We start from the raw sequence: 23,538 nt of genomic DNA, 5'->3' as shown, positions 1-23,538 counted from the left end.
GCGTCGATCAATATCCGAGGAAGCCAAGGACATCACCGCCATGAAACTCTCCGGAATCGTCGGGGAGGCCAATCACTTCTCCACTTTCTTTATCGATCAACGCGCCGTCGCAGTCGCGAACCGCCGCTTCGATCCCGTACTTCCGACATTCTTCGATTGCTTCAGCTGCCGTCACCTGAGCTTCGCATGCTTCCCAATATCTCATCGTCCGTCCTCGATTGATCTCATGACGGTCTGCTGGTGCCGGAGAAGTTCCGGTGAAACCTGTTGTCGCCGACACAGACCCTCATGTCCCCGCGGCGGAACCACACTGCCCTGCCGCATCGAAGGGGTGCATTCCCCGAGGTGAAGACGATCTGTTCGTCGGCGCGCATGCGCAAAACCTCATGCGGAAGGATCAGCGGCCGGCGGTTGAGTTGCTTCGACCGCGATCGCGAGGATCCCCTCATTCCGGACGAACGATTGGTCTGGTCGACCTCGACCGTGGTGTCGCCACAACGCTTGGAGATGTAGTCTGCGGTATCGGGATCATTTATCGCCGAGAACGAAATCCACGATGCGGATTCGAACCATTTGCTCGTCGCATCTCGCCCGCCGTAAGCCTCGCGCATCTGGCCGAGCGACTGGAAGATCATCGTCAGCGTGATACCGTATTTGCGACCTGCGTCTCGTGCGGTCTCGAGGATGCGCAGATAGCCGAGACGTGCCACCTCGTCGAGCAGGAAGAGGGTGCTACCTTTCACATCACCGTTGCGGTTATAGATGGCGTTCAGCAGCGAGCCGATGACGACCCGCGCCAGCCCCGGATGGGCTTCCAGCACTTTCAGATCGAGCGCGATGAAGATATCAGTCTCGCCGTTTGCGAGATCGTCCGTCGAGAAACTGTCGCCGGAGACGAGAGCAGCATAGTTGGGATAGGACAGCCAGTGGGTTTCCTTCACCGCATTTGCATAGACGCCGGAAAACGTCTCTGGCGTCATGTTGACGAAGACGGCGACGTTCTCCTTCACGAAGTCGGACGCTGATCCTTCATAGATCTTCGTCAGTCGAGCACGAAGCTGCGGCTCGGGTTCGGAGAGATTGCCGCGGACCCGGCGCAAAGTCTGGTCCTTTTCGTCGGTGTGTCCTGACAGGCAAACGTCGGCGATAAGCGCCGTCAGGAGTTGCATGGCCGAGGCCCTGAAGAAGTCGTCACGGGCGGACGCGGTGCGCGCATTGTCGGTCATGATCCACGTGGCGACAGCAACAATATCCTCTTCCTTGGTGTTGCCATGACGGCCAATCCAGTCGAGCGCATTGAAGCCAACGCCGGACGCTGTGGGATCGAGCACGATCACCTTCCGGCCAGCCTGGCGCCGGTGCTCGCTGACCATCGGTGCCACCTCGCTAGACGGGTCCAGCACAACGAGACCACCGCCCCATTTGAGCGCGGTCGGGATCGTCACCGAAGTCGTCTTGAAACCACCAGAACCGGCGAAGACGATGCCATGGGACGAGCCGAAAGAGCCGTCGAAGCAAAGCAGCGGCGACTTGCCGCCGGCGCCCCAGCTTTGTTTGTCATCAGCCCGAAACGGCATGGCGGCAACACTGTCGCGATCAACACGGTATTGCTCGCCGATGACGATGCCGCCGTCCTCCGGAAACAGCTTTGCAGCCCCCTGCATCCTCATCCAGTCGGCCTCGCCATGGACAGCGCGCCTACCGCCGATTCGCTTTGGCGATGTGGTCGCGAACGCGGCATTCCCCTTGATCGCAACCCGCAAGGCGAAGGCGCCTCCGATGAAGGCGACACCAGCGCCGATCATCGTTGCCGGGTCGGCATAGACGAGCACCGATTGTCCGGCTGGCACATTGCCGGCAAGACCCACCAGACGGATCGCTTCGCGTGTCATGGCGGTCATGATGACCGCTGCGTTTCCAGCCAGCACGCTCAGACCGGCAACCTTGATATTGGTTGAGCCATTGGCGGCGAACAAAGCGACGACGCCGATCGCGGGGGCGACAATGTAGGGCAGGGCGAGCCCCGCACGGCCCAGCGTGAGCTTCGCCTGCGCCGATGTTCCGAGCGCCGCCAGCTGATGTTCCATGCCTGACGTCAGGGCCATCGCCGTGAACATGATCGCGGCGGGCAGGATTGCCAGGAGCAGCCTAGTCGGCGTCATTGCCAAAGGCCTCCACGCCGATTGTCGTTAGTCGGGCCTTCTCCGTCTCGTCACCCTTGATCCTCCTGCTGGCATCGATCAGCAGGCCGAGCAGCAAAGAACGCTTCTCGTAGCGGAGGCCCGCCTTGACGATCAGGCCGCCGAGTTCAATCTTTTCGCGCGTGTCCTTTTTGCGCGCATCCGATGTCATCGCTTTGGCCATCCGCTCAAACCTCACCAGGCCCGCCCGCATCCGTGCCAGGCGACTGCGTCGCGGACGGCTCGCTGACGCTTCTGCCCTCACCGACATTCTTTCTTCCGGTCGCAGCAGCTTTGCCTCCGCGAAACCGCTTGGCGATCTCCTCGAAGGCGGCCTGAAGTTCTGCCTCGTCGATCTCGATCTCGCCGAGACCGGCCTTCAGCGCGATGCGGCCGATGCGTTCGGCCTCTCGAGTCTCGGCCTGCCTCAACTGGTCCTGCAATCTGGCGATTTCTTCCCTGATCTTCGATGATGGCTTCTTCATTCCGGTTGCTCCTTTGAAGTCTGGGCGTTGCACTTGCGACGCCCAGACTCTTCCGGATGTGCCTGAATTGAAATCTGCAGATCTGCAGATCGCCAACGGCGATGCTTTTGTGAATGATCCCGCCGTTCCGAAGGAGCGGCTTCCAAGGGCGCAATTATACGTCGCGATGCGACGCGTTGCTTTTAGCCGTCTCTACCGACGAACTTGGTTCTGTCAGGGAGCGCTTTTCGCCGTGGCCATCGCCCATTTCTCAGCCAGCATCGTCAGCCGGGGTTCCGGCCGTAGCGTCGTGCTGTCTGCGGCCTACCGACACTGCGCGAAGATGGAATACGAGCGTGAGGCCCGCACGATCGACTACACCCGCAAGCAAGGCCTGCTGCACGAGGAGTTTGTACTCCCTGCCGATGCCCCGAGATGGGTTCGCTCACTAACAGCCGATCGTTCTGCCGCCAGAGCGTCCGAAGCCTTCTGGAACAATGTGGAAGCTTTCGAGAAGCGTGCCGATGCGCAGCTTGCCCGCGACCTGACGATTGCACTCCCGCTGGAACTGTCGGCGGAGCAGAACATCGCCCTGGTCCGGGATTTTGTCGAGAAACACATCCTCGCCAAGGGCATGGTTGCCGACTGGGTTTATCACGACAATCCCGACAATCCGCATATCCACCTGATGACCACATTGCGGCCCCTGACCGAGGACGGGTTCGGGTCTAAGAAGGTTGCGGTCATTGGCGAGGGCGGCCAGCCGGTCCGCACGGAATCCGGCAAGATCCTCTATGAACTCTGGGCCGGATCGACCGAGGACTTCAATGTCCTGCGCGACGGATGGTTCGAGAGACAGAACCATCATATGGCGCTTGCCGGGATCGATCTCCGCATCGATGGTCGTTCCTACGAGAAGCAGGGGATCGATCTCGAGCCCACCATCCATCTCGGCGTCGGGGCCAAGGCGATTGAGCGGAAGGCGGAGCAACAGGGCGTCCGGCCGGAGCTCGAACGGATCGAGCTGAACGAGCAGCGACGCTCGGAAAACGCCAGCCGCATTCTCAAGAATCCCGCTATCGTGCTCGACCTGATCACGCGAGAAAAAAGCGTCTTCGACGAGCGCGACGTGGCCAAAGTCGTGCATCGCTATATCGACGATCCCGCCGTCTTCCAGCAACTGATGTTGAAAATCATCCTGAACCCGGACGTGCTGCGGCTGCAGCGCGACACGATCGATTTTGCCACTGGCGAGAAACTGCCGGCGCGGTATTCGACGCGAGCGATGATCCGGCTGGAAGCCACCATGGCGCGGCAGGCCATGTGGCTGTCGAATAAGGAGACGCATGCCGTCTCCGAGGCGGTACTGGGTGCGACGTTCCGGCGGCATGATCGGCTGTCCGACGAGCAAAAAGCTGCGATCGAGCGCATTGCAGCGCCTGCCCGCATCGCTGCGGTCGTCGGACGCGCGGGTGCGGGCAAAACCACGATGATGAAGGCCGCTCGAGAGGCCTGGGAACTGGCCGGATATCGTGTCGTTGGCGGCGCACTCGCAGGCAAGGCAGCTGAGGGTCTGGAGAAGGAAGCCGGCATTGCGAGCCGGACGCTTGCGTCATGGGAGCTGCGCTGGAGCCGCGGCCGTGACGTCCTGGACGACAAGACGATCTTCGTTATGGACGAGGCCGGCATGGTCGCCTCGAAACAGATGGCTGGGTTCGTTGATGCCGTCGTGAGGGCGGGCGCGAAGATCGTGCTGGTCGGCGATCCCGAGCAGCTTCAGCCGATCGAGGCGGGCGCTGCCTTCCGCGCCATCGTCGATCGCATTGGCTATGCCGAGCTCGAAACCATCTATCGCCAGCGCGAGGATTGGATGCGGAAGGCATCGCTCGATCTTGCGCGCGGCAATGTCGAGAAGGCGCTGGCATCCTACAATGCCAATGCAAGAATTGTTGGCGAACGTCTGAAGGTCGAAGCGGTTGAGCGCCTGATCGCCGACTGGAACCATGACTACGATCAGTCGAAGACGGCCTTGATCCTCGCGCATCTGCGCCGTGACGTACGTATGCTCAACGTCATGGCCCGCGAAAAACTGGTCGAGCGAGGCATTGTGGAAGATGGCCATGTCTTCAAGACGGCTGACGGTATTCGCCAGTTCGACGCAGGCGACCAGATCGTCTTCCTGAAGAACGAGACGTCGCTCGGCGTCAAGAACGGCATGATCGGCCACGTGGTTGAGGCCGCGCCAAACCGCATCGTCGCCGTGACCGGCGAGGGCGAGCACCGCCGGCATGTCGTGGTCGAACAACACTTCTACAGCAATCTCGATCACGGCTATGCAACAACCATCCACAAGTCCCAGGGTGCCACCGTCGACCGGGTGAAAGTGCTGGCATCGCTGTCGCTGGATCGGCATCTCACCTATGTGGCGATGACCCGTCATCGCGAGGATCTGCAACTCTATTACGGGACGCGATCCTTCGCCTTCAGTGGTGGGCTTTCCAAGGTTCTTTCCCGGAAGAATGCCAAGGAAACCACCCTCGATTACGAGCGCGGCAAATTATATCGCGAGGCGCTGCGCTTCGCTGAAAACCGTGGCCTGCACATCGTCCAGGTGGCGCGAACATTGCTGCGCGACCGGCTCGACTGGACGCTTCGGCAGAAGGCGAAGCTTGCCAATCTTGCAGAGCGCCTTGGCGCTTTTGCAGAGCGTCTCGTCTTCAATCAATCCCTAAAATCGCAAACGATGAAGGAGGCCGCGCCCATGGTTGCAGGCATCAAGACATTCTCCAGTTCCGTCGCCGACACTGTCGGGGACAAGCTCGGCGCCGAGCCCGCCCTGAGGCAGCAATGGGAGGAAGTCTCGGCGCGCTTCCAGTATGTTTTCGCCGATCCGGAGACCGCATTCCGGGCCATGAATTTCGATGCGGTCCTCGCCGACAGGCAAGCTGCAAAGCAGCTCCTGCAGAAGCTCGAAGCCAAGCCGACGTCTATCGGGCCTCTGAAGGGTAAGACCGGTATCCTCGCCAACAAGGCAGAACGAGAGGACCGCCGTATCGCCGAAGTTAATGTTCCGGCCCTGAAGCGGGACCTCGATCAATATCTTCGCATGCGGGAAACTGCTGCGCAGCGGCTGAAGACGGACGAGCAGGTTATGCGCCAGCGCTTTTCGATCGATATTCCGGCCCTGTCACCGGCTGCCCGCGTGGTGCTGGAGCGGGTCCGCGATGCCATCGACCGCAACGATCTGCCGGCGGCGATGGCTTATGCGCTCAGCAATCGTGAGACCAAGCTCGAAATCGACGGGTTCAACCAGGCTGTCACCGAGCGGTTCGGTGAGCGGGTGTTGTTAAACAACGCCGCGCGTGAGCCCTCCGGAAAGCTTTACGAAAAGCTTGCCGAGGGGATGAAACCCGAGCAGAAGGAACAGCTGAAGCAAGCCTGGCCGGTCATGCGCACTGCCCAGCAGCTCGCCGCCCACGAGCGCACCGTCCAGTCGCTGAAACTGGCCGAGGAGCAACGTCTCAAGCAGCGCCAGACGCCGGTGCTGAAGCAGTGAGACGGCGAGCAGTTCCTCTGTTTTTGACGGGCGCCAGCGTCCTCATATCAGGACTGGTGTTGATAGCGTTCTTGGGCGGATACCGCCTGAACCTGACGCCGAGCGAACCACTCGGGATCTGGCGCATCGAAGAACTCAAGCGTCCAGTCGCGGTCGGCGATCTGGTTTTTGTCTGCCCGCCGGAAACATCGGCAATCGTGGAAGCCCGCGTGCTTGGATATTTGCGGCGTGGGCTCTGCGCTGGCGGGTTTGCACCGTTGATCAAGAGGGTCGCGGCGCTGCCCGGCCAGCATGTCGACATCACCGACCACGTTGCCATCGATGGCCGGTCTTTACCGGCATCCACTGTGCGCGATCGGGACGGTGAGGGCAGACCGATCACTCCTGATCCCGGCGGCATCGTGCCGCCCCATCACCTGTTTCTCCACTCTTCCTTTGCGAGCTCCTATGATAGTCGATATTTCGGCCCGGTTCCTGATTCCGGACTTCTCGGTCTGGCGCGGCCGGTCTTCACCTTCAATCAGTGACCGAGGTGGCGACCATATGTCTGTTCGCTGGAAATCACCTCTTCTAATCCTCGCGTCCATTGCCTGCGGGTGGGTTGGCTGGAGCGGGGAGGTGCTTCTTCTCCCGCTCGCCATCTTTCTTCCCTTGCTATGGTCAAACGCGTCCTCGCGATCGATCGCGTCCCTTGTGGCGGCCGGCTATTTCCTGGCGGCCTCCCGCGGGTTGCCACAGGGCGTGGCCAACTTCTATAGTGCCGATCTCTTGCAGGGGCTCGTGCTTTGGGTCTCGGCTTCCGCATCCTTCATCATCGTCCATGCAGTTTTTTGGACGAAGCCTCGTTGCGAAAACGCGGCCAGGAGAAAGATGGCTGATGCGACGAGGGCGTACCGCTATCTTGCCGTGGTCGTGCTTATGGCGCTGCCGCCCTTCGGTATCACTGGTTGGGCGCATCCACTGACAGCTGCCGGGGTGTTGTTTCCAGGCTGGAAATGGTGGGGACTGTTCGCGCTGACGGCCGGCCTGCTCGTCATGACGACGAGATTCTGGCCGGCCGCTGCCATTACGCTCGGGGCGTTCTGGCTCTGGTCCGCCGCAACATGGACACCGCTGAATCTAGCGGAAGGATGGCGAAGCGTCGACCTCCACCAGGGGCGAAACCTTGGTCGGGACGGGTCACTCGCGTACCAGCGTGACCTGATCGCAACGGTGCGCCAGACGATTGCGTCGCATCCGGACACACATGTCATCGTGCTGCCTGAAAGCGCGCTCGGCTTCTGGACGCCGACGGTTGAAAACTTGTGGCGGGAAGGGTTCCGTGGGCCGGACGTGACCGTGGTCGCCGGCGCGGCCAGGATTGGGGTGAAGGGCTATGACAATGTCATGGTGGCAATTTCGCCCGGCGCAGCAAAGCCCCTCTATCGCCAACGCATGCCGGTCCCGGTTTCGATGTGGCAACCATGGTCGCGATGGGCCGGGCAGAGCGGTGGAGCACGGGCCGACTTCTTCGGCGATCCGGTGGCGGAGGTTGCCGGGGTAAGGATCGCACCGCTGATCTGCTACGAGCAGCTCATTCTCTGGCCGGTCCTGCAATCGATGCTCCACGCGCCGCAAGTGATCGTTGCGGTTGGCAATGGCTGGTGGACAAAAGACACCTCGATCGTCGCCGTCCAAAAAGCAAACGTGACTGCGTGGGCCAAACTTTTCGGTCTGTCTGTCGTCACGGCATTCAACACCTGAAGGAGAACCGGAATGGTCGATCTCGCCCTCATCCAGCAATGTGCCGATCCCAATCTGAGGCTGGCGATCGTCGAGCAGTTTATCGAGCGGGCGGGTTCTCAGGATCCCCTTGCGGTCTCGGTGCGCTCTGGAAACCGCATTGTATTGGTGCCGAAACCGACGACGCCTGATGACACACTGGCGGTGATCCGCGACAATCTCGGTCGAAACACCGTTCGCGTTGGAATCACCCAGTATCCAGCAGGCGTCGGCATAGTCGAGGCCGGTCAGTTGAAGGAGGATCTGGTCAAACCTTGTGAGAATATCCGTATGGGGACGGCGTTGTTCGGCAAAGTCTACCGTATCGTCATGAAATGGTATGGTAATCCGACCGCGAAAGACGTCCTGCCACAGGTCATGGATGATGCGGTCATTGCCTGGCAGACGGGGTATTTTGAAGGGGTAGCCGTATTCCGGGCCGAGGATCCAGGTGACGTGAAGGTCGCGCGACCCGAAGCGGCTAATCCTGAGACGTCCGAACAAGACATCTCCCCGGAAAAAGATAATGGTGCGACCGAGCCCGGGAACAATGCGCTCGTGTCCGATCCGCACAAAGCAGGCATCAGGATCGATCTTTCGGGTGTAGGCATAAGGCCTTGAAGCCAGTCTCTTTTGAGCTCCGCAAAGCGATTGTTTTTCCAGCGGACTAGCGGAAACAGTCTGGACCTTTTATAAGGGTCGCGACGTAGTACGTGCTGCGTTGCGGCTTAGAATCCGCAGATGAACGGTTGGCATCGGCCGAAACGGTGCCAAGAACCCTCTGACCTTGTGTCCGGGGGCCTGCGGCGTATGTCCAGGCTCCGGCTAAAGGTCGCAGGGCCGATTCATCTCGGATTCTAACCCCCGGTCAGGGTTCAAAGGGTTCATTGTCGGCGGGGGCGAACCGCGGACGAAAATTCTGGACAGGTCCGCGATGGAAACGAAAGACGTTGCAGTGTCGGATACAAGTGTACTGCGCCCGGTGATCGGGCTTACCCGTGGCTTGGCGACGGCAGAGGTTGAGACGTTGGCGGTTAATGCCATAAGGCTCCACCGGCAGCTCGTCGAAAAAGCCGATCAACTCTACCAGGCCCTGCCGACAGATCACCAGACCGGCAAGGCGACGGGCGGTGGGCAGCATCTTGAGTATATCGAAGCAATGATTGAGATGCATGCTCAAATGAGCGCGGTGAACACCTTGGTAGGTCTCCTAGGATTTATCCCCAAAACGTCGGTTAATTGAAGTTTGCGGTCAGATCAGTCCGGCCCGGATGGCAAGTGCCACCAGGTGCGGCATCGTATGGATCTGGAAGCGCTTTCTCGTTTCTTCAAGTTTGCTTTTCACTGAATTGTATTTGACGCCTTCAAGATCGGCAGCTTCTTCCATCGTCTTACCGACCGAAATCCAGTTTAAGTACGCCGCCTCCTTCGGGTCTAGCCATCCCGGATGCTGTGCAGTCGGAGTGAGGGGCAACAGGCTCATGCGTGTGTGAAGCTGCCCAACAGCGGCGGCCGCCGCGACGGGATCGATATCGCGCTTGAGTTCAATGGAGGCCTTTTCGGAGGCCAGCGTAAACATGGAAGTCGAACCGTTTGCAGCTCTAATGGGAATAGTGATCCCAGAACGGATCCCAAAATCCGCTGCTCGGTCGAAGAACGCGCGACCTTCTTTTGAAAGGTGCCGTCTTTCCGCCTCCCCACTCCATGTGAAAATCCGCTTAAGTGATTTTGCACGATTTACAATTGGGTCAATCGCATCGAACTTCCGCTCGAAATAGATCGAGCGCCATTCGGCTGGGTAATTTGAGGAGGCGATAGTATGACCCGGTCGGATGTGAAGATAGGCGTAGCCGGAGAAGCCCGCTTGATCTGCGAGGTGGGTCAGAGCGGCCTTTAGAACGTCTTCGTTGCCTCGAAGCGCCGCAAGGTCAATCAACTTATCCAGCCAATGCTGCATACATCACTCCGTAAATGTCAGGCGGAACAGGACACCAAGGCGCTCCTCATGGAATTTCATTTCAGAATTGATCAAAGGTTGCTTATTCAGGTTTGTTGAACTTGCAGATGTTGAGTAGGCGCGTCCCACTACCGCAGTTTATTTCGTTCGGTCGCGTGCATCATAGGTGGCGTAGAGAAATACAAACTGAGATACGCGCCTCAGCCGCTCGAACAGACTGAACCTGGTGAAGTAGATGAATGTCATATCCAATCCTCAACTAGCTCCCTAGAAATAAGCGGAGAATGACCATGCGAGAAAACCGCTATAACCGTCAGCCGCCACCTCGCTCCTTACCGACCCTTGTAAAACATGAGCACGTTCCCGGTTAGAATGGAAAGAAGGCCTACCACTGACAGGAGAGTAAATTGGTATCCCTCGGCAAAGATTGAAATCACGATGGCAAGCACCGGAAACAAAACCGTCATATATGCCGCCTTTTCCGGACCCAGCTTGTGAGCGACTGTCAAATATGTCGTGAGTGCCACCACGGATCCGATAACGGCCAGATATAAAAGAGAGCCGACATACTGCACCGATAGGTCAAACGAGAATGATATATGCCGGATATAGGCGAACAAGCACACTATGATTGCCCCGTACAGCATCGCGTAAGCGTTCACTGACGCCGTCGGAAAGCCCTTGTTTCGAATGTGTGTGGAGACAATGGTACCAAGCGAAAAAGAAAGTGTGCCCGTCATCGACAGCGCCAAGCCGATCAGCGCCTTGCTCTCGAATTCGGTGCCGTTAAAGGCGGGAAAAAAAAGAAAGAAGACGCCAAGCGTCCCGACAAATACCGCCAGCAAGGTCTGGCCGGAAGGACGGCGCCCATAGACCAAGAAGGCGATGGCGCTATTGAAAATCGCCGCTGTAGAAAAGACAACGGCGACCAAACCGCTCGGAATGTAATCCGTGGCCAGATAGAAGCAAACAAAGTTGAATGAAAACAGACAGCAGCCTTGAGCTATCACGTACGGTTGCTGCCTTAGTGGTATCCAGCTAAGCCGTTTTGTCACCGAAAGAGACAAGAAGAATATCGCCGACGCCAATGCAAAACGATATGCAATCGACGCCTCTACCGCGATGACACCAAGTTGGAATTTGATGGCGATCCACGTGGTTCCCCATATGATGACAGTCAATGCGTAGTAAAAAGGTATCATGTCATTTTGTTTCTTCGCTTTGACCCTGGAAGCCCCTGCGCTCGAAGACAGCGCGACCGCGAATATTGCGACGGATGATGGTTCCGTCGCAATTTCCACCAAGGACATCGGAAGGAGACTGCTGGATTTTGATAGCGCGGCGCCCTATGTTGATGTCAGATTTCGCTAAAGATCGAGGTGCAGGAACTGGCTGAAGCCGTTGGCCTGATAACTCCCGAATGCTTCGCCGTTCTTGAAGCCCTTCCCTCTGTAAAGAGAAAGAGCCGGTTCGAATTTGTCTCCGCTTCCGGTCTCAAGGCTGAGGCGCTGCATTCCGCGTGCGCGAGCGGTGGAGATGACCTGCTCCAGAATTGCAGTGGCAGCACCTTTCCGGATGAAATCTGGATGCGTGCGCATCGACTTCACTTCACCACTACCATCCGGAAGCATTTTGAGAGCCCCAATGCTTGCGATCTTGTCGGTCGACCAGGCGCTCCAAAGTGTCACTTCAGGCACGCGAAGACCCGATAGGTCCAGTGCAAAGACGTTTCCTTCAGGGGAATCGGCATGCATTCCTGACAAATGCAGGGCAAGAAGTTGAAGAGTTTGAGGGTCTGTCATGTCGTCTTCTCGAACAGTAAACATATTGTATCTCCTTTACGGGGTTGGGGTCTGAAAGAACGGCGAGAGTTTTGTCATCATGCGAGATCGTCAGTCTGGAATTATCAAGGGGCCGCAGTCGCTGTCGGAGATGAAGGTCGCCAGCAGTTCTGCGGGCTCGGTCTTGCTGGCATTCTCGGCAAAGACGTGCAAAGTTCCGGGTGGCTCAAACCAGGTTTCCCCTGCTTGATAGGTGCCGACCGGAACGCCTTCGAGCTGGGACCGCAGGGTTCCCTTCAGGACAAATGCTGAGACAGATCCGGGATGCCGGTGACGCGGCGTGTAAGCATCAGGCGGATAATCGACAACAGCCACGGTAATCGATTTCCCTGGAACATTGGGCAATGGCTCGCAAGAGATTGGCTTTACGGTCGTTTGGGGCCGACCCACCGCCGCTTGGTCCGAACCTCCTGCCATATGATGCATTGTGTGCTCAGTAACCGCGAAATCTTGTGGCTGAATAGCAATAGCGACCATTGCTGCTAAAGCAGCAATGGTTCCCAAGGTCATTGCGACCCGCAAGTAAACGGGGCTCTTTTCGCTTCCCGCGATAGGCGGAGTGTTTGATAGTCTTTTCAACACAGTGCTTCTCATTTGACTACAAACCGCTTCGTCCCTGTGAGGCTGGACGAGGTCGATATCAGATGCCAAACACAGCGGGGAATTGACGCGCCTGAACCTGTGTTCCGAGGCGAACTGCCCCATCATTTGGCCGCTTCGGAAACTCAACATTGTAATCACTTCGCGATCGGACACCGAAAACACCGTCTGCGTAATCCAATATAGGAGATTTCGATTCTCGTATAGTGGAATTAGTGCCAAAGATGGCCTTGTCGCAAGCGCCTCATTGGAAAGATCGAAAAATCGACGGCTTCACTAAGGCTGATTGGCTTGAACCTCTGGGGGAGTCAGGCAGTTCTCAACTTAGGCTTTTGCGAACTGGCTGCGCGAATTTTTCCCAGACAATCATATCCTGAAGTCTGGCGTCCATCCGAGTTCGCGGTGAGCTTTGGTGGAGTTAACCTTCGAGCCAGGCTCGGCGATATTGTAGATACCTCCCGATCCTACTTCGACTGCGAGGAATGCCGCTCGGGCTGCGGCATCCACATGAACTGCTAGGGACGCGTCAGGTTGATCTGCGCCGGTCGCGGGGCCATAGAGGTGTCCATATCGCAGGACGATACCCGTTATGGTCGTCGGGTCCCCTAATACGGCGGCTTCCAATGCGGCAACACCTGAAACGCTTATAATCCGAGGCTCGGGCGCCTTGAGATCAAGAGGAACGAATTCGTCACATAGTTCATCGTGCGGAGCGTAAGCCCAAGCAATGCTTTGAGCGACGATACGCTCTGCGCCGGCGGCGATGGCCGCACGCACCAGATTGGCGGTGCCATCGCGGCGGATGCGAGCATTACGAGCGGCAAATTCGGCGGCGCGCGAGGGATCGACGGCGGGTGGAAGATCGGTCAACTGGTGGATGACCACGTCGGGCTTCGCGGCTACGACTGCACGCTTCAGTCCCTCCGCATCGAAGACGTCAACGACCACGGAGCGGACGCCAATTGCATCGAGGTCGCGCGCCTTGTCGGCAGAACGCGTTGTTCCAAACACGGTATATCCTGTCTCCAGTAATTGCGGAACAAGTCGCCTGCCGATCGCCCCTGTGGCGCCTGCAAGAAATATTGTTTTAGGCATGAAAAACTTCCTCATTCATTGTTGTCCAAGCAATTTGCGCCTGTTACCATCCACTGAAAAGGACCGAGATTGAGTAAAAAGACTGTACCATATATCGATAGCCAACCGCTCACGTTCACAATCGACCGAAATTCGGAAAAAACGCTTGCGGACCAACTGACCCAGTCGATCGAGACCGCCATTATGGACGGTCGGCTATCGGCGGGTGCACGACTGCCATCGTGGCGCGACCTGGCAAGCCAGCTCGGGATCGCTCGTGGAACGATCAAAGTCGCCTACGATCGGCTGATCGATAAGCAACTACTAGTCAGTCACGGCCCGGCTGGGACACGGGTCAGCGATCACCTTCCATCCCGGGCTCCAGTTGCTCGCCTGATGAACCCCCATGACCCATTCTTATCGCTCGGGATGAGCGCGCCTGGTGCCCCTCCGCGTGTTTTTCAGCTGGGAGTGCCAGCAGAGGATGCTTTTCCCGCGACGACTTGGTCGCGGCTGCTGGTACAGGCCAGCCGAAAAGCCGGTCGCCTTCCGCTCAGCTATCCGGACCCACGCGGTGAACTTGGTCTGCGCCGCGAAATCGCGGCCTATCTTGCCGTGGCCCGTTCCATCGTATGTCACGAGGAGCAAATCTTTATCACGACAGGGTTCACTGCAGCGCTCGGTCTGATCATCGATGCGGTTGCACTTGGCACGAGTAAGGCCTGGGTTGAGGATCCTGGCTATCCATTGACGCGGGCGGCCCTTGCGCTGAAAGGAATAACCGAAGTGCCTATTCCGGTTGACGGCGAAGGCTTGGACGTGGGATTCGGAATGGCGACTGCGCCAGACGCAACGCTCGCGGTCGTAACCCCAGGGCAGCAGGCACCTTTGGGAATGACTATGTCACTCGCACGCCGTCGTGCGCTCCTCGACTGGTCGGCTGCCTCAGATGCTTTCATCATTGAGGACGATTATTTAGGGGAGTTGCAGCTAAAAGGACGCGCCGCGCCCGCACTGGCCTCGCTCGATGCCGACGAGCGTGTCATTCACGTAGGGACCTTCAGTAAAACGATCAGCCCAGCGCTGAGGCTGGGTTTTCTCGTGGCACCTCCCCGGCTATTGGACCGAATTCTCCGCCGCGCAATGTTTCTGTCGCCTGCTCCAGCAGCGGTGGTGCAGATCGCAGTCGCCTCCTTCCTCGCCGAAGGACATTTCCTTCGCCACTTGCGAAAGGTGCGCCGACTATATGCGGAGCGTAGCGCCATTCTAAGCCGAATTGCCGGGACCATGACCGAAGATCTGAACGGGGGCGGACTAGCACTCGTTATCGGTCTTCCGGAGGCTGTCGACGACGCTGCCATTGTCCGCCGCGCACGCGCTGTTGGGCTGGCCCCCTCACCCCTATCGAGTTGGTATGCGGATAAGCCCCGTTCCCGGCCCGGCCTTCTACTGGGGGTCACAAACATCACGCAGCAGACAGCTCAAACCTCTTGGGAGACATTGCAACGGGTAGTTGGCGAAGTTACGCAAATCAGTCTCGGGTCGCGGCTCTGAGGAGAGTTACCGCAGCCTCGCCCGCGCTTTCCATATAGGACGGGTCCCGATGGAGCAGCACGACCGCAAATGCTCCGTCGAGGAGCAGAATTATTTGTTTGGCGATCTTGCGGGCTTCCTGAGGTGCATGGAGTTCACCAACGATAAGACATAGCCAGTCCTCAACTTTCGTCTTATGTCTACGACCGGCAATGATGGCAGGATGTCCCGGTGTCTGTACAAGCTCAACGGAAGTACGCAGAAAACCACAGCCTTTCCAACCCGTCTGCCCCGCCGCTTTCGCAAGTTTTCGAAAGATAGCTTGGATCTTTGCTGGAAGATCGCCTTCAGCGTCGGCAAACCAACGCTGGAATGCCTCCAGGTTGGGTTGATCACGCATTTCCAGATAGGCAGCGATCAAATCGTCCTTGCTGCGGAAGTGGTAATAAAGGCCACGCTTGGTAACTTGTGCTTTTTCTGCAATCGCATCCACGCTCACCGCGTGAATGCCTTCCCTGTAAAATAGCTCGGCAGCAGCGCTTATGATACGATCTTTGGTCGTTTCGTTTCGTTGGGGCATGACGTTTAGTATACTCACTAGTGAATATACACAAGGTATCGGGCGACTTATATCTCTTCCAGAAGCTGAATAGCCCGGGTCGTCCATATGTCACATATTCAATCCGTCGAAATCATCTGCATAGACGGGACGAGGCTTGCGGGCGACCTGTGGCTGTCGCACTCAGCGGCACTTGGTAGGGTCATCATTAATCCGGCCACCGGAGTAGCTGCGCGCTACTATCACCGGTACGCAGCATTTCTGGCCGGACACGGCTTTGATGTCCTCACATACGATTATCGAGGTATAGGCCGATCACGCCCGTCGAAACTGCGGGGATGCGGCTATCGCTGGCGAGACTGGGGCGAACTCGATTTCGATGCCGCCTTGCGGTTTATGGAAGGAAAAGAGGGCAACAATCCGATTCTGGTGGTCGGCCATAGCATTGGCGGTTTTCTGATAGGGCTGGCAAAAAGCGCCCCACTTGTCGAGCGGGCCCTCACGGTTGGAGCCCAATATGCATGGTGGGGCGATTATGCTAGCAAGCGGCGGCGCGCACTGTTCTGGAAATGGCACGTAATGATGCCGATCATAACAGCGGGCTTTGGATATTTTCCTGGTAAACGACTTGGCTGGCTTGAAGATCTTCCAGCTGGCGTCGCCTATGAATGGAGCTTTCGAGGCCCTCGCTTCGAAACAAGTCATCCGCGTCGAGACCGGCAGGAGGTGATGCAGCGCTTCGCATCGGTAAAGGCGGAGATTCTCGCACTCACCGTTTCTGACGATGAGCTTGGCACGCCGGATGCGGTCCGGCGCACACTCGCTTACTTTTCAGGATCTCGAAAAACGACAGTCATGCTTGAACCCGCAGATTATGGTCGCGCTTCGATTGGTCACTTCGGCCTGTTTCACGACAGCCACGCAAGCGGTTTTTGGCTCGACACCTTGCTATGGCTTCGGGACGGGAGAAACCCATGGCCGGACCGCGTTTTTGCCAACGGATCGGAGAAGTCATCTTTTACCAAGGAATTGAGGTAATGTCTCACCGGGCTGTCGCATGGTAGCCAGTTTGTACGAAGGTCGTAGAGGTTGCCGATCGCCGGAGGAGATGAACCAATTTTCACGTCTTCTCGACGCTGGCTATGCGGAATAGTTCGTGCGAATTGTTTCGATTTCATGTAGTTTCGGTGCTCACCGAGGGGTGCCCTGGCAAGGGGCTGAGATACTGCTGGTAAAGTAGCGCAGTGACCCTTTGAACCTGATCCGGATAATGCCGGCGAAGGGACAGGTCTGATTTGTTCTGCTCTATCCTTCGTCGGCCTCAACTAAGAGGCCACCCACAATGTCATTATTTTCACCTGTGGCTCAAAGAGAGTCGCAACCCTATCAGAGGCCGATAGCTGCAACGATCGCGGTGGTATTACGCGAAGGCTACGTCCTGCTGGTCAGGCGAGCAAACATGCCTGACGCTGGGAAATGGGGTTTCCCAGGAGGAAAAATCGAGAATGGTGAAACGATCAATGATGCTGTCGTGCGAGAACTTCTCGAGGAAACTCGCGTGATCGCAAAGCCGCTTCGTGTTCTCACGGCAGTCGATGCTTTTGATCACGATGAACAAGGCAGGCTCCGCAGCCACTATATTCTCATCGCGGTGCTGTGCGAATGGCACACCGGAACACCCGTCGCCGGAGACGATGCACTCGAAGCCCAGTGGTTTTCTCTTGAAGAGCTGGAAGAGGCGGATTTGGCGCTGAGTATGGACGTGGCTTCCGTCGCTAGACTGGGCGTGGCGATTGCTTCGCGGGAGTGCAAAGAATGATTGCAAATGTGCTTACTATAGCGGGAACCGATCCCTCAGGCGGTGCGGGAATACAGGCCGACATCAAGACATTCTCAGCACTTGGCGTATACGCGACGTCCGTAATTACCGCGGTGGTCGCGCAGAACACTCAAGGCGTACGGTCGTTTGTCGCGCTTGAGCCGCAATTCGTGGCTGAGCAAATCGATGCAGTTTTCGACGACGTGCGGATTGATGCTGTCAAAATTGGAATGGTGGCCAATGCGGCTATTGCTGAAGCAATCGCCGCAAGACTGCGTCACCATCGGCCGCACAATATCGTTCTTGACCCCGTTATGGTCGCGAAAAGCGGCCACCACCTTCTTGATCCAGAGGCTGTCGCGTCCGTCCGCGATTTGTTGATACCGCTGGCGACAGTGATCACGCCAAACCTCCCAGAGGCTGCTGTTCTACTCGGCATTGAGACATCATGGTCAATCGCTGAGATGAAGGAACGCGCGAGTGACCTCGCGCGACTTGGATCGGAGTGGGTGCTGATAAAAGGAGGGCACTTGGCAGGTACGGATCAAAGCGTCGATTTTCTTCACGATGGTAAAAACACGATCGAACTATCAGCACCGCGCATCTCGACCGACAATGATCACGGTACGGGGTGCACTCTCTCGGCTGCGATCGCAGCGTCCCTGCCCTCGAATGATGTCCCGGAAAGTGTTCGACGAGCGAAAGGTTACATGCACGAGGCGTTATTAGCGAGTGGCAAACTGGATGTAGGGCATGGGCATGGACCGCTTCATCACTTCTACAACCTTTGGCAGGGCACCTGACGGCGTTGTTGCAAACGCAGACAAACGGATATTATTTGCGTTGCTAGCTACGCCTCCCATCGTCGCTGAACGAGAGCGTGTCAATCGGGGAACGGCTAGAAACGACGCTTTCAACCTCAGCCTGATTGGACGAGCTTAAACGGGAGTTTCGCAATCGACAGCGTTGGTCGAACTCCGTAAAAATCGGACATAAAGGTGGTTCCGCAGCCGAGTGCAAACCTGAAGACCTCCGGTAGTAATTTGGTTAAGAAGCCTCCCGTCCTTCTCGTCGGTAATGACCAGGCGTGACACCCATCACTCGCCGAAACATGGCGATGAAAGCGCTAATGTTGTCATAACCGAGGTCCATCGCAATTGTCGTTACATCTTTACCGATAGCCAGCATTTCAATGGCGCGAAGCACGCGCGCACGTTGGCGCCAAGCCACTATTCCCAACCCGGTCTGCTCTCTGAAGTGCCGTGCCAATGTTCTCGGTGTCATGCCGACGCATTCTGCCCACTCATCTACCGGACGACTATCGGCAAGATCCGCAAGCATAGCGTTCACCATTCGGCAAAGGCGTTCATCACTTGGCCGAGACAAGCCAAGAGGCTCTTCGTCAAGCCCTGCGATCTCATCAATGATTACCCGAGCTAACCGAAACTCAATGGGTGTGGTTGGGACCCTTTTCCATGCAGCTGCTCGGTGAACGAGCTCGCGCAACAGGGGCGTGACACGTAGCGTGAGCGGTTGAAGAGGCAAATTATTGCAGGTATGGGCGGCCACGTAAACGCTCCATCCCCGAAACGGCCCGTGCGACCGAATGCCATGGGGAAGGTGCGGTGGAACCCAGATGGCGTGTGTGGCTGGCACAATCCACCAGCCGCTAGGCGTAACGATGGATAACAGGCCGGCAAGGCTTCCGATCAGTTGGCCTTGCGAATGCGCATGAATTGCCGTTTCGCGTGCCGCGGCTTCTTCCCATTTGACCGCAAGGATTGATCCAGGTTGCGAAACCTCAGAGATCAAAGGCAGAGTCAATGCTGACATCGTTATGGCGATTCCACGGTATTTTTTGCGCAATATGAGGTAGTTTTACCAAGGATGAAAACGTCATGATAGAGGCCGATTGGAAGAGGATCGGTCCATACTCCAAAGCCGAAACACAGGCGGCGGGGAGGTCTTTCGCTATTTTTTCTGACTATCACCATTATGACAGCAGCAGGGTTGATAACGTGCCGAAGATATTTGATGTAAAACACCACAATTCCGTCGCCTGGGATTTTCAGTCACAGCAGGACGGCCCTTGGTCGAGACCGGTTAGTCGCGAATGTATCGCTGCAGCGCGCAAGGGTGACTGGAGGGTTCATTTAACCCCCTCGCCTCTGCCTCATGACTGGCTGGGCGATATCACCAACAAAGATATTCTTTGTCTGGCGTCGGCTGGCGGGCAACAAGCGCCTGTGTTGGCAGCAGCAGGAGCGAACGTAACAGTTTTTGATCTCTCGGGGGAGCAGCTTCACAAGGATGAGATGGTTGCACGTCGCGACGGCCTGCCGCTGGTCGTTGCACAGGGGGATATGTGCGACCTGTCTCGTTTTGTCGACGCGTCCTTCCACCTCGTCTTACACCCAATATCAAACCAATATGTATGTGACATCCAGCCGGTGTGGAATGAATGTTACCGTGTTCTTCGAAAAGGTGGGGCCTTATTGAGCAGCTTTTTTAATCCTGCCGTATTTATATCCGACAGAGATCCGCATTTTACCGAACAGGGGCTCATACGTCCTCGTTTTCCAACGCCGTACTCGGATATAAGGGATTTGGACGAGGCGGAGATAGAAGCCAAGCTGGCCCGGCGCGAACCACTCATCTTTGGTCATGACATGCAGAGCCAGATTGGCGGGCAATTAGCCGCAGGCTTCATGCTCGCTGGCTTCTTAGAGGAAATGCATCCCAATCCACGGTTCGAAATCGAAAAATTTATCCCGAGCTTTATTGCTACCAGAAGCATAAAGCTTCGATAGACGCAAGTCGATCAGAACAAGGAGAAGCAGTTCACTACGTGCCTCGCGCTCATTATCCTGAGCCAGAAAACGCAGCATGGCTTGTTGGAAGGGTGTTCCCAATCTTATGGAAGCCTCGCTCACACGGCGACGGCGTCGCTCACCGATGTATGGGCGTTAGAGCTACAAGTACTCAATGGCGACACTGGCAATACTGACATCTGACAAAATTTATCAATTTCATTGAAGTGAACATGATGATTTATTGAATATTCGAAACTTTCAGTCCCGGGTAGGATGAAGTGAAAAAAGGATCCTACCATGACCGCTACAATCGAGATCGGCTTTATAGGCCTCGGCACGATGGGCACGCCGATGGCACTCAACCTCCTCAAAGCAGGAACGCCACTTGTCGTTTGGAATCGCTCGAAGCATCGGAGCGACAACTTGGCGGCAGCAGGAGCAAGGGTAGTGGATCACCCCATTGATGTGTTCGCGCGCTGCCGGACAGTCATTTTGATGCTTGCCGACGAACAGGCAATGGATGCAGTCCTCGCCCGCGGCGGTCACGATTTTGCAGCGCGAGTGTGCGGGAAAGCAATCGTTTCGATGGGGACTATGTCGCCGGACTATTCACGATGTTTGAGTGACGACATCCACGCAGTTGGAGGTGTCTATGTGGAAGCACCAGTGTCTGGCTCTCGCAAGCCGGCGGAAGCAGGACAACTCGTGGCGATGCTTGCTGGTGACGCCGATGATGTTGTCGCAGTGAGACCTTTACTGGCACCAATGTGCCGACAAGTTTTCGAGTGCGGGGCTATTCCTGCCGCGCTGCGGATGAAGCTTGCCGTGAACGTCTGCTTGATCACGCTGGTGACGGGACTTGCAGAGGCAACCCATTTTGCAAAGTCGCATAATCTCGACCTCACGCAATTTGCCGCCATCCTTGATGAGGGTCCAATGGCCAGCGATGTGTCACGCATCAAGATTTCGAAATTGGTTTGCGGCGACTTCACGCGCCAAGCTGCCATTACCGATGTCTTGAAGAACAGCCGATTGGTCATGGAGGCTGCCCGAGATGCGGCGACCTCATTGCCGCTCATGCAGGCGTCCCTCGCGCTTTATGCAGAGACTGAGGCGCTTGGATTAGGTGATGACGACATGATCGCAGTTATTCGAGCAATCGAAGAGCGGACGGCTGGCTCCCATGGCAAATCCAGTTGATGCCCGATAGAGAACTTTTCACACGCAAGGAATTCATGTGACCTACAACGCCACAGATAGAGATGGAATAGTGACTTTCGACGGGCCGGGCAACGGTGTGCCTCTGGTGATTGTTCCAGGTGTGATGGCGGATGCGCAATCATGGATACCGGTTGCTGATGCACTCGATACGGCCTGTCCGATCTTCATTGTCAACAGGCGCGGGCGCACACCCAGCCGTCCCATTGGTGAGAACTACGACGTAAGGACTGAGATAGAAGATCTGGCGTCGGTTGTGAAATCGATAGGAGAGCCAGTTCATCTATTCGGCTGGAGCTATGGCGGTCTCATTGCGCTCGAAACCGCAGCCAAGGGTTTGCCGATCCGATCGCTTACCGCTTATGAGCCAGTATCGAGGCCATTTGCACCGCAGACAATCCAACCCATCCTCTCTGCTCTCGCGCAAAGTGACACCGACCGGGCCGTTGAAATCATCAACCGTGACGTATCCGGGTTTGATCAGGATTATGTCGAGGCGCTTCGGCGAACGCCTGTATGGCCTGTTCTATGCCGGCTTGCAGAGCCTCTCGGCAGTGAAATGTCTGCAATTGATCGATTTGAGCCGAACTACGCTGCTTATGCTGAAATCAGGTGCTCAATCACACTAATTTTTGGCGAACAGAATATGGGCCTTGCTCCTTACGGGACCGCATTTGAACGGTTCGCAACCGCCATCCCAAATGGGACGGTAGACCACCTCGCTGGACTTGGCCATCTTGCCCATATCAACGGTCCCGAAGTGCTTGCGCGAGCCATTGTTCAAGCAATCCGACGCGCGGAAAACTCAGATGGGGTTTAACTTCGCAAAAATTCATGCAAATGGCGATGACTTCGTCATCGTCGATCTGCGGTGCCAAGCGGTGGACATTGATCGGGCAGTCGTTGCGGGGATGGGAGATTGGAACCAGGTTATCGGCATTAACCAGCTTGCCGTGGTGGAACGCCCTCCGCTGTTTCCCCATCTGACCAACGTCCATTCCGTCCGGTTGGTCAGCCGTTCGAAGATTCGGCTGCGCATTGGGAGCGCGGTGGCGACATTCCGCTTGGATCTGGCTCCTGCTCATGTGGAGCGGTCCTCAACGGTATTCGGCACGGCTTTTTGGATAAGCATGCTGAGGTCGAAAGCGATGGCGAATCTGTCTTCGTTGAGTGGGTGTAGGGTGGACAAGTTCTCCTGTCCGGCCCTGTAGCACCTGTGTTTCGCAGAGCGTGGTGTGGTGACACCAACCACATCCTACCAACACATGAGCCCGAGACGATCAGCATGCCTCGTCGGCTTTGAGATATTCCTGGTGGGGGCCAAACGTGCAGCAAATCTCAATTCGTAATGCGAAAAAAGTTATTCGAACGCGTTTTCGGCTGCCGCAAAATTTCCTAGACTTACACGTTCTGGAGCTCTATTTTTGATGCTCGGCTACCTTGAAACAGCATCAGGTTCTGCCCTTTCCGCATAGTCTGCCGCATGGAATGCGGTCACGAATGCGCCTCATCCTTAAAATCAATGCAATCTCACCGCACACGCGGAAGGAGTTTCAATGGCTAACGCCGAACATATGTTCGTCGTGACCGGTGGTCCCGGTTCCGGCAAAAGTAGTCTGATCAATGCGATGGCCAAGCGCGGCTTCCACACAATGCCCGAGGCAGGCCGAGCAATCATACAGGATCAGGTCAGGATTGACGGGCCAGGTCTGCCTTGGGCAGATCGAGCCATGTTCGCTGAACTGATGTTGGGTTGGGAGATGCGTTCTTACCACGAGGCTGCGGCAAGTCAGGTGCCTGTCATATTGGATCGAGGGATACCTGATGTTGTCGGCTATCTCACACTCTGCAACCTTCCTGTTCCTGCTCATATCGAGGCGGCGGCGAAAACCTATCCCTACAACAAGCAGGTTTTCCTCGCTCCGTATTGGGACTCCATTTTTACGCAGGACACCGAGCGCAAGCAAGACCGGCAGGAAGCCGAAGCGACCGGCCTGATCATGGCTGAAACCTATACTCGACTTGGCTATCAGATTGTCCAGCTTCCTCTTGTGGGGATTGAGCAGCGCGCCGACTTTATGGCGGACAGATTGCGGGCAATGCTGCGCAACTCGTGTACCTCGTAACAGAAGCACCCAGATTGAACTTTCATCGAGATCTTGC

At 56.8% G+C, this 23,538-nt stretch carries 25 protein-coding genes and 1 riboswitch; of the genes, 14 read left to right on the top strand and 11 right to left on the bottom strand.

Features of this window, described 5'->3' with window-relative positions:
* Positions 1-7: 7 nt before the first annotated feature.
* Genes Q2T52_RS25530 through traC form a run of 4 tightly spaced genes read right to left on the bottom strand, consistent with a single transcriptional unit; the run spans position 8 to position 2,665 of the window.
* Positions 8-205 (bottom strand): protein-tyrosine phosphatase family protein, encoded by a 198-nt coding sequence (locus tag Q2T52_RS25530; protein WP_302079747.1) that lies wholly within the window; start codon positions 203-205, stop codon positions 8-10.
* Positions 206-224: 19 nt separating this feature from the next.
* Positions 225-2,162, bottom strand: a complete 1,938-nt coding sequence (gene traG / locus Q2T52_RS25525) for a Ti-type conjugative transfer system protein TraG (RefSeq protein ID WP_302079746.1) — start codon at positions 2,160-2,162, stop codon at positions 225-227.
* Positions 2,149-2,364, bottom strand: a complete 216-nt coding sequence (gene traD / locus Q2T52_RS25520) for a type IV conjugative transfer system coupling protein TraD (protein WP_302079745.1) — start codon at positions 2,362-2,364, stop codon at positions 2,149-2,151. The genes traG and traD overlap by 14 nt, the downstream gene beginning before the upstream one ends.
* Before the next feature lie 4 nt (positions 2,365-2,368).
* Positions 2,369-2,665 carry a conjugal transfer protein TraC gene (gene traC / locus Q2T52_RS25515; protein WP_302079744.1) on the bottom strand — a complete coding sequence of 99 codons (297 nt, stop codon included), beginning with the start codon at positions 2,663-2,665 and terminating at the stop codon, positions 2,369-2,371.
* 232 nt (positions 2,666-2,897) lie between these two features.
* Between traC and traA the strand changes: the two genes are divergently transcribed.
* The 5 genes from traA to Q2T52_RS25490 all read left to right on the top strand — a co-directional run bounded on the left by traA (position 2,898) and on the right by Q2T52_RS25490 (position 9,204).
* Positions 2,898-6,200 carry a Ti-type conjugative transfer relaxase TraA gene (gene traA, locus Q2T52_RS25510; RefSeq protein ID WP_302079779.1) on the top strand — a complete coding sequence of 1,101 codons (3,303 nt, stop codon included), beginning with the start codon at positions 2,898-2,900 and terminating at the stop codon, positions 6,198-6,200.
* The gene (gene traF / locus Q2T52_RS25505; RefSeq protein WP_302079743.1) at positions 6,197-6,727 is read left to right on the top strand and encodes a conjugative transfer signal peptidase TraF; all 531 of its coding nucleotides are present in this window, start codon (positions 6,197-6,199) and stop codon (positions 6,725-6,727) included. The genes traA and traF overlap by 4 nt, the downstream gene beginning before the upstream one ends.
* A 16-nt stretch (positions 6,728-6,743) precedes the next feature.
* Positions 6,744-7,943 (top strand): conjugal transfer protein TraB, encoded by a 1,200-nt coding sequence (locus Q2T52_RS25500; protein WP_302079742.1) that lies wholly within the window; start codon positions 6,744-6,746, stop codon positions 7,941-7,943.
* Positions 7,944-7,955: 12 nt separating this feature from the next.
* Positions 7,956-8,582, top strand: coding sequence for a TraH family protein (locus tag Q2T52_RS25495; RefSeq protein ID WP_302079741.1), 627 nt, complete (start codon positions 7,956-7,958; stop codon positions 8,580-8,582).
* Between the two features lie 313 nt (positions 8,583-8,895).
* Positions 8,896-9,204, top strand: a complete 309-nt coding sequence (locus Q2T52_RS25490) for a transcriptional repressor TraM (RefSeq protein ID WP_302079740.1) — start codon at positions 8,896-8,898, stop codon at positions 9,202-9,204.
* 9 nt (positions 9,205-9,213) lie between these two features.
* On the opposite strand, the gene traR is transcribed toward Q2T52_RS25490, so the two are convergent.
* From traR to Q2T52_RS25465, 5 genes are all read right to left on the bottom strand, one after another.
* A complete protein-coding gene (gene traR, locus Q2T52_RS25485; protein ID WP_302079739.1) occupies positions 9,214-9,918 on the bottom strand; it encodes an autoinducer-binding transcriptional regulator TraR in 705 nt (234 codons plus the stop codon).
* 332 nt (positions 9,919-10,250) lie between these two features.
* Positions 10,251-11,228: a DMT family transporter gene (locus Q2T52_RS25480; RefSeq protein WP_302079738.1), complete on the bottom strand. Its 978-nt coding sequence runs from the start codon at positions 11,226-11,228 to the stop codon at positions 10,251-10,253.
* A gap of 57 nt (positions 11,229-11,285) precedes the next feature.
* Entirely contained in the window at positions 11,286-11,744 is a 459-nt protein-coding gene (locus tag Q2T52_RS25475) for a GNAT family N-acetyltransferase (protein ID WP_302079737.1), read from the bottom strand.
* 66 nt (positions 11,745-11,810) lie between these two features.
* On the bottom strand, positions 11,811-12,515 hold the full coding sequence (locus Q2T52_RS25470) for a cupin domain-containing protein (RefSeq protein ID WP_302079736.1): 705 nt from the start codon (positions 12,513-12,515) through the stop codon (positions 11,811-11,813).
* A gap of 210 nt (positions 12,516-12,725) precedes the next feature.
* Positions 12,726-13,454 (bottom strand): NAD-dependent epimerase/dehydratase family protein, encoded by a 729-nt coding sequence (locus Q2T52_RS25465; RefSeq protein ID WP_302079778.1) that lies wholly within the window; start codon positions 13,452-13,454, stop codon positions 12,726-12,728.
* Positions 13,455-13,523: 69 nt separating this feature from the next.
* Between Q2T52_RS25465 and pdxR the strand changes: the two genes are divergently transcribed.
* On the top strand, positions 13,524-14,987 hold the full coding sequence (gene pdxR / locus Q2T52_RS25460; RefSeq protein WP_302079735.1) for a MocR-like pyridoxine biosynthesis transcription factor PdxR: 1,464 nt from the start codon (positions 13,524-13,526) through the stop codon (positions 14,985-14,987).
* Here the strand turns inward: pdxR and Q2T52_RS25455 are convergent.
* A complete protein-coding gene (locus tag Q2T52_RS25455; RefSeq protein ID WP_302079734.1) occupies positions 14,965-15,546 on the bottom strand; it encodes a TetR/AcrR family transcriptional regulator in 582 nt (193 codons plus the stop codon). The genes pdxR and Q2T52_RS25455 overlap by 23 nt on opposite strands.
* A gap of 87 nt (positions 15,547-15,633) precedes the next feature.
* On the opposite strand from Q2T52_RS25455, the gene Q2T52_RS25450 reads away from it, so the two are divergent.
* The 3 genes from Q2T52_RS25450 (at position 15,634) to thiD (ending at position 18,147) form a co-directional block, all read left to right on the top strand.
* On the top strand, positions 15,634-16,563 hold the full coding sequence (locus Q2T52_RS25450) for an alpha/beta hydrolase family protein (protein WP_302079733.1): 930 nt from the start codon (positions 15,634-15,636) through the stop codon (positions 16,561-16,563).
* Positions 16,564-16,712: 149 nt separating this feature from the next.
* Positions 16,713-16,828, top strand: a riboswitch (TPP riboswitch).
* Positions 16,829-16,867: 39 nt separating this feature from the next.
* A complete protein-coding gene (locus Q2T52_RS25445; protein ID WP_302079732.1) occupies positions 16,868-17,344 on the top strand; it encodes an NUDIX hydrolase in 477 nt (158 codons plus the stop codon).
* Complete coding sequence (gene thiD / locus Q2T52_RS25440; protein WP_302079731.1) at positions 17,341-18,147, top strand: bifunctional hydroxymethylpyrimidine kinase/phosphomethylpyrimidine kinase; 807 nt, start codon at positions 17,341-17,343, stop codon at positions 18,145-18,147. Before Q2T52_RS25445 ends, thiD begins: the two co-directional genes overlap by 4 nt.
* 244 nt (positions 18,148-18,391) lie before the next feature.
* Here the strand turns inward: thiD and Q2T52_RS25435 are convergent, their stop codons facing one another.
* Positions 18,392-18,913, bottom strand: coding sequence for a helix-turn-helix domain-containing protein (locus tag Q2T52_RS25435; protein ID WP_302079730.1), 522 nt, complete (start codon positions 18,911-18,913; stop codon positions 18,392-18,394).
* A 329-nt stretch (positions 18,914-19,242) separates the two neighbouring features.
* Here Q2T52_RS25435 and Q2T52_RS25430 point away from each other — a divergent pair, with 329 nt between their 5' ends.
* From Q2T52_RS25430 to Q2T52_RS25410, 5 genes are all read left to right on the top strand, one after another.
* Positions 19,243-20,154 carry a class I SAM-dependent methyltransferase gene (locus Q2T52_RS25430; protein ID WP_302079729.1) on the top strand — a complete coding sequence of 304 codons (912 nt, stop codon included), beginning with the start codon at positions 19,243-19,245 and terminating at the stop codon, positions 20,152-20,154.
* 300 nt (positions 20,155-20,454) lie between these two features.
* Entirely contained in the window at positions 20,455-21,357 is a 903-nt protein-coding gene (locus tag Q2T52_RS25425; protein ID WP_302079728.1) for an NAD(P)-dependent oxidoreductase, read from the top strand.
* Positions 21,358-21,394: 37 nt separating this feature from the next.
* Positions 21,395-22,195: an alpha/beta fold hydrolase gene (locus Q2T52_RS25420; protein WP_302079727.1), complete on the top strand. Its 801-nt coding sequence runs from the start codon at positions 21,395-21,397 to the stop codon at positions 22,193-22,195.
* On the top strand, positions 22,185-22,586 hold the full coding sequence (locus Q2T52_RS25415) for a hypothetical protein (RefSeq protein ID WP_302079726.1): 402 nt from the start codon (positions 22,185-22,187) through the stop codon (positions 22,584-22,586). The genes Q2T52_RS25420 and Q2T52_RS25415 overlap by 11 nt, the downstream gene beginning before the upstream one ends.
* Before the next feature lie 345 nt (positions 22,587-22,931).
* The gene (locus Q2T52_RS25410) at positions 22,932-23,501 is read left to right on the top strand and encodes an AAA family ATPase (RefSeq protein WP_302079725.1); all 570 of its coding nucleotides are present in this window, start codon (positions 22,932-22,934) and stop codon (positions 23,499-23,501) included.
* Positions 23,502-23,538: the final 37 nt, after the last annotated feature.

Source organism: Rhizobium oryzicola (assembly GCF_030504645.1).
In the GTDB taxonomy this organism is placed as follows: Bacteria; Pseudomonadota; Alphaproteobacteria; order Rhizobiales; family Rhizobiaceae; genus Neorhizobium; species Neorhizobium oryzicola.
Note: the sequence above shows the minus strand (reverse complement) of the source record. Positions and strands in the feature narration are given on the sequence as shown.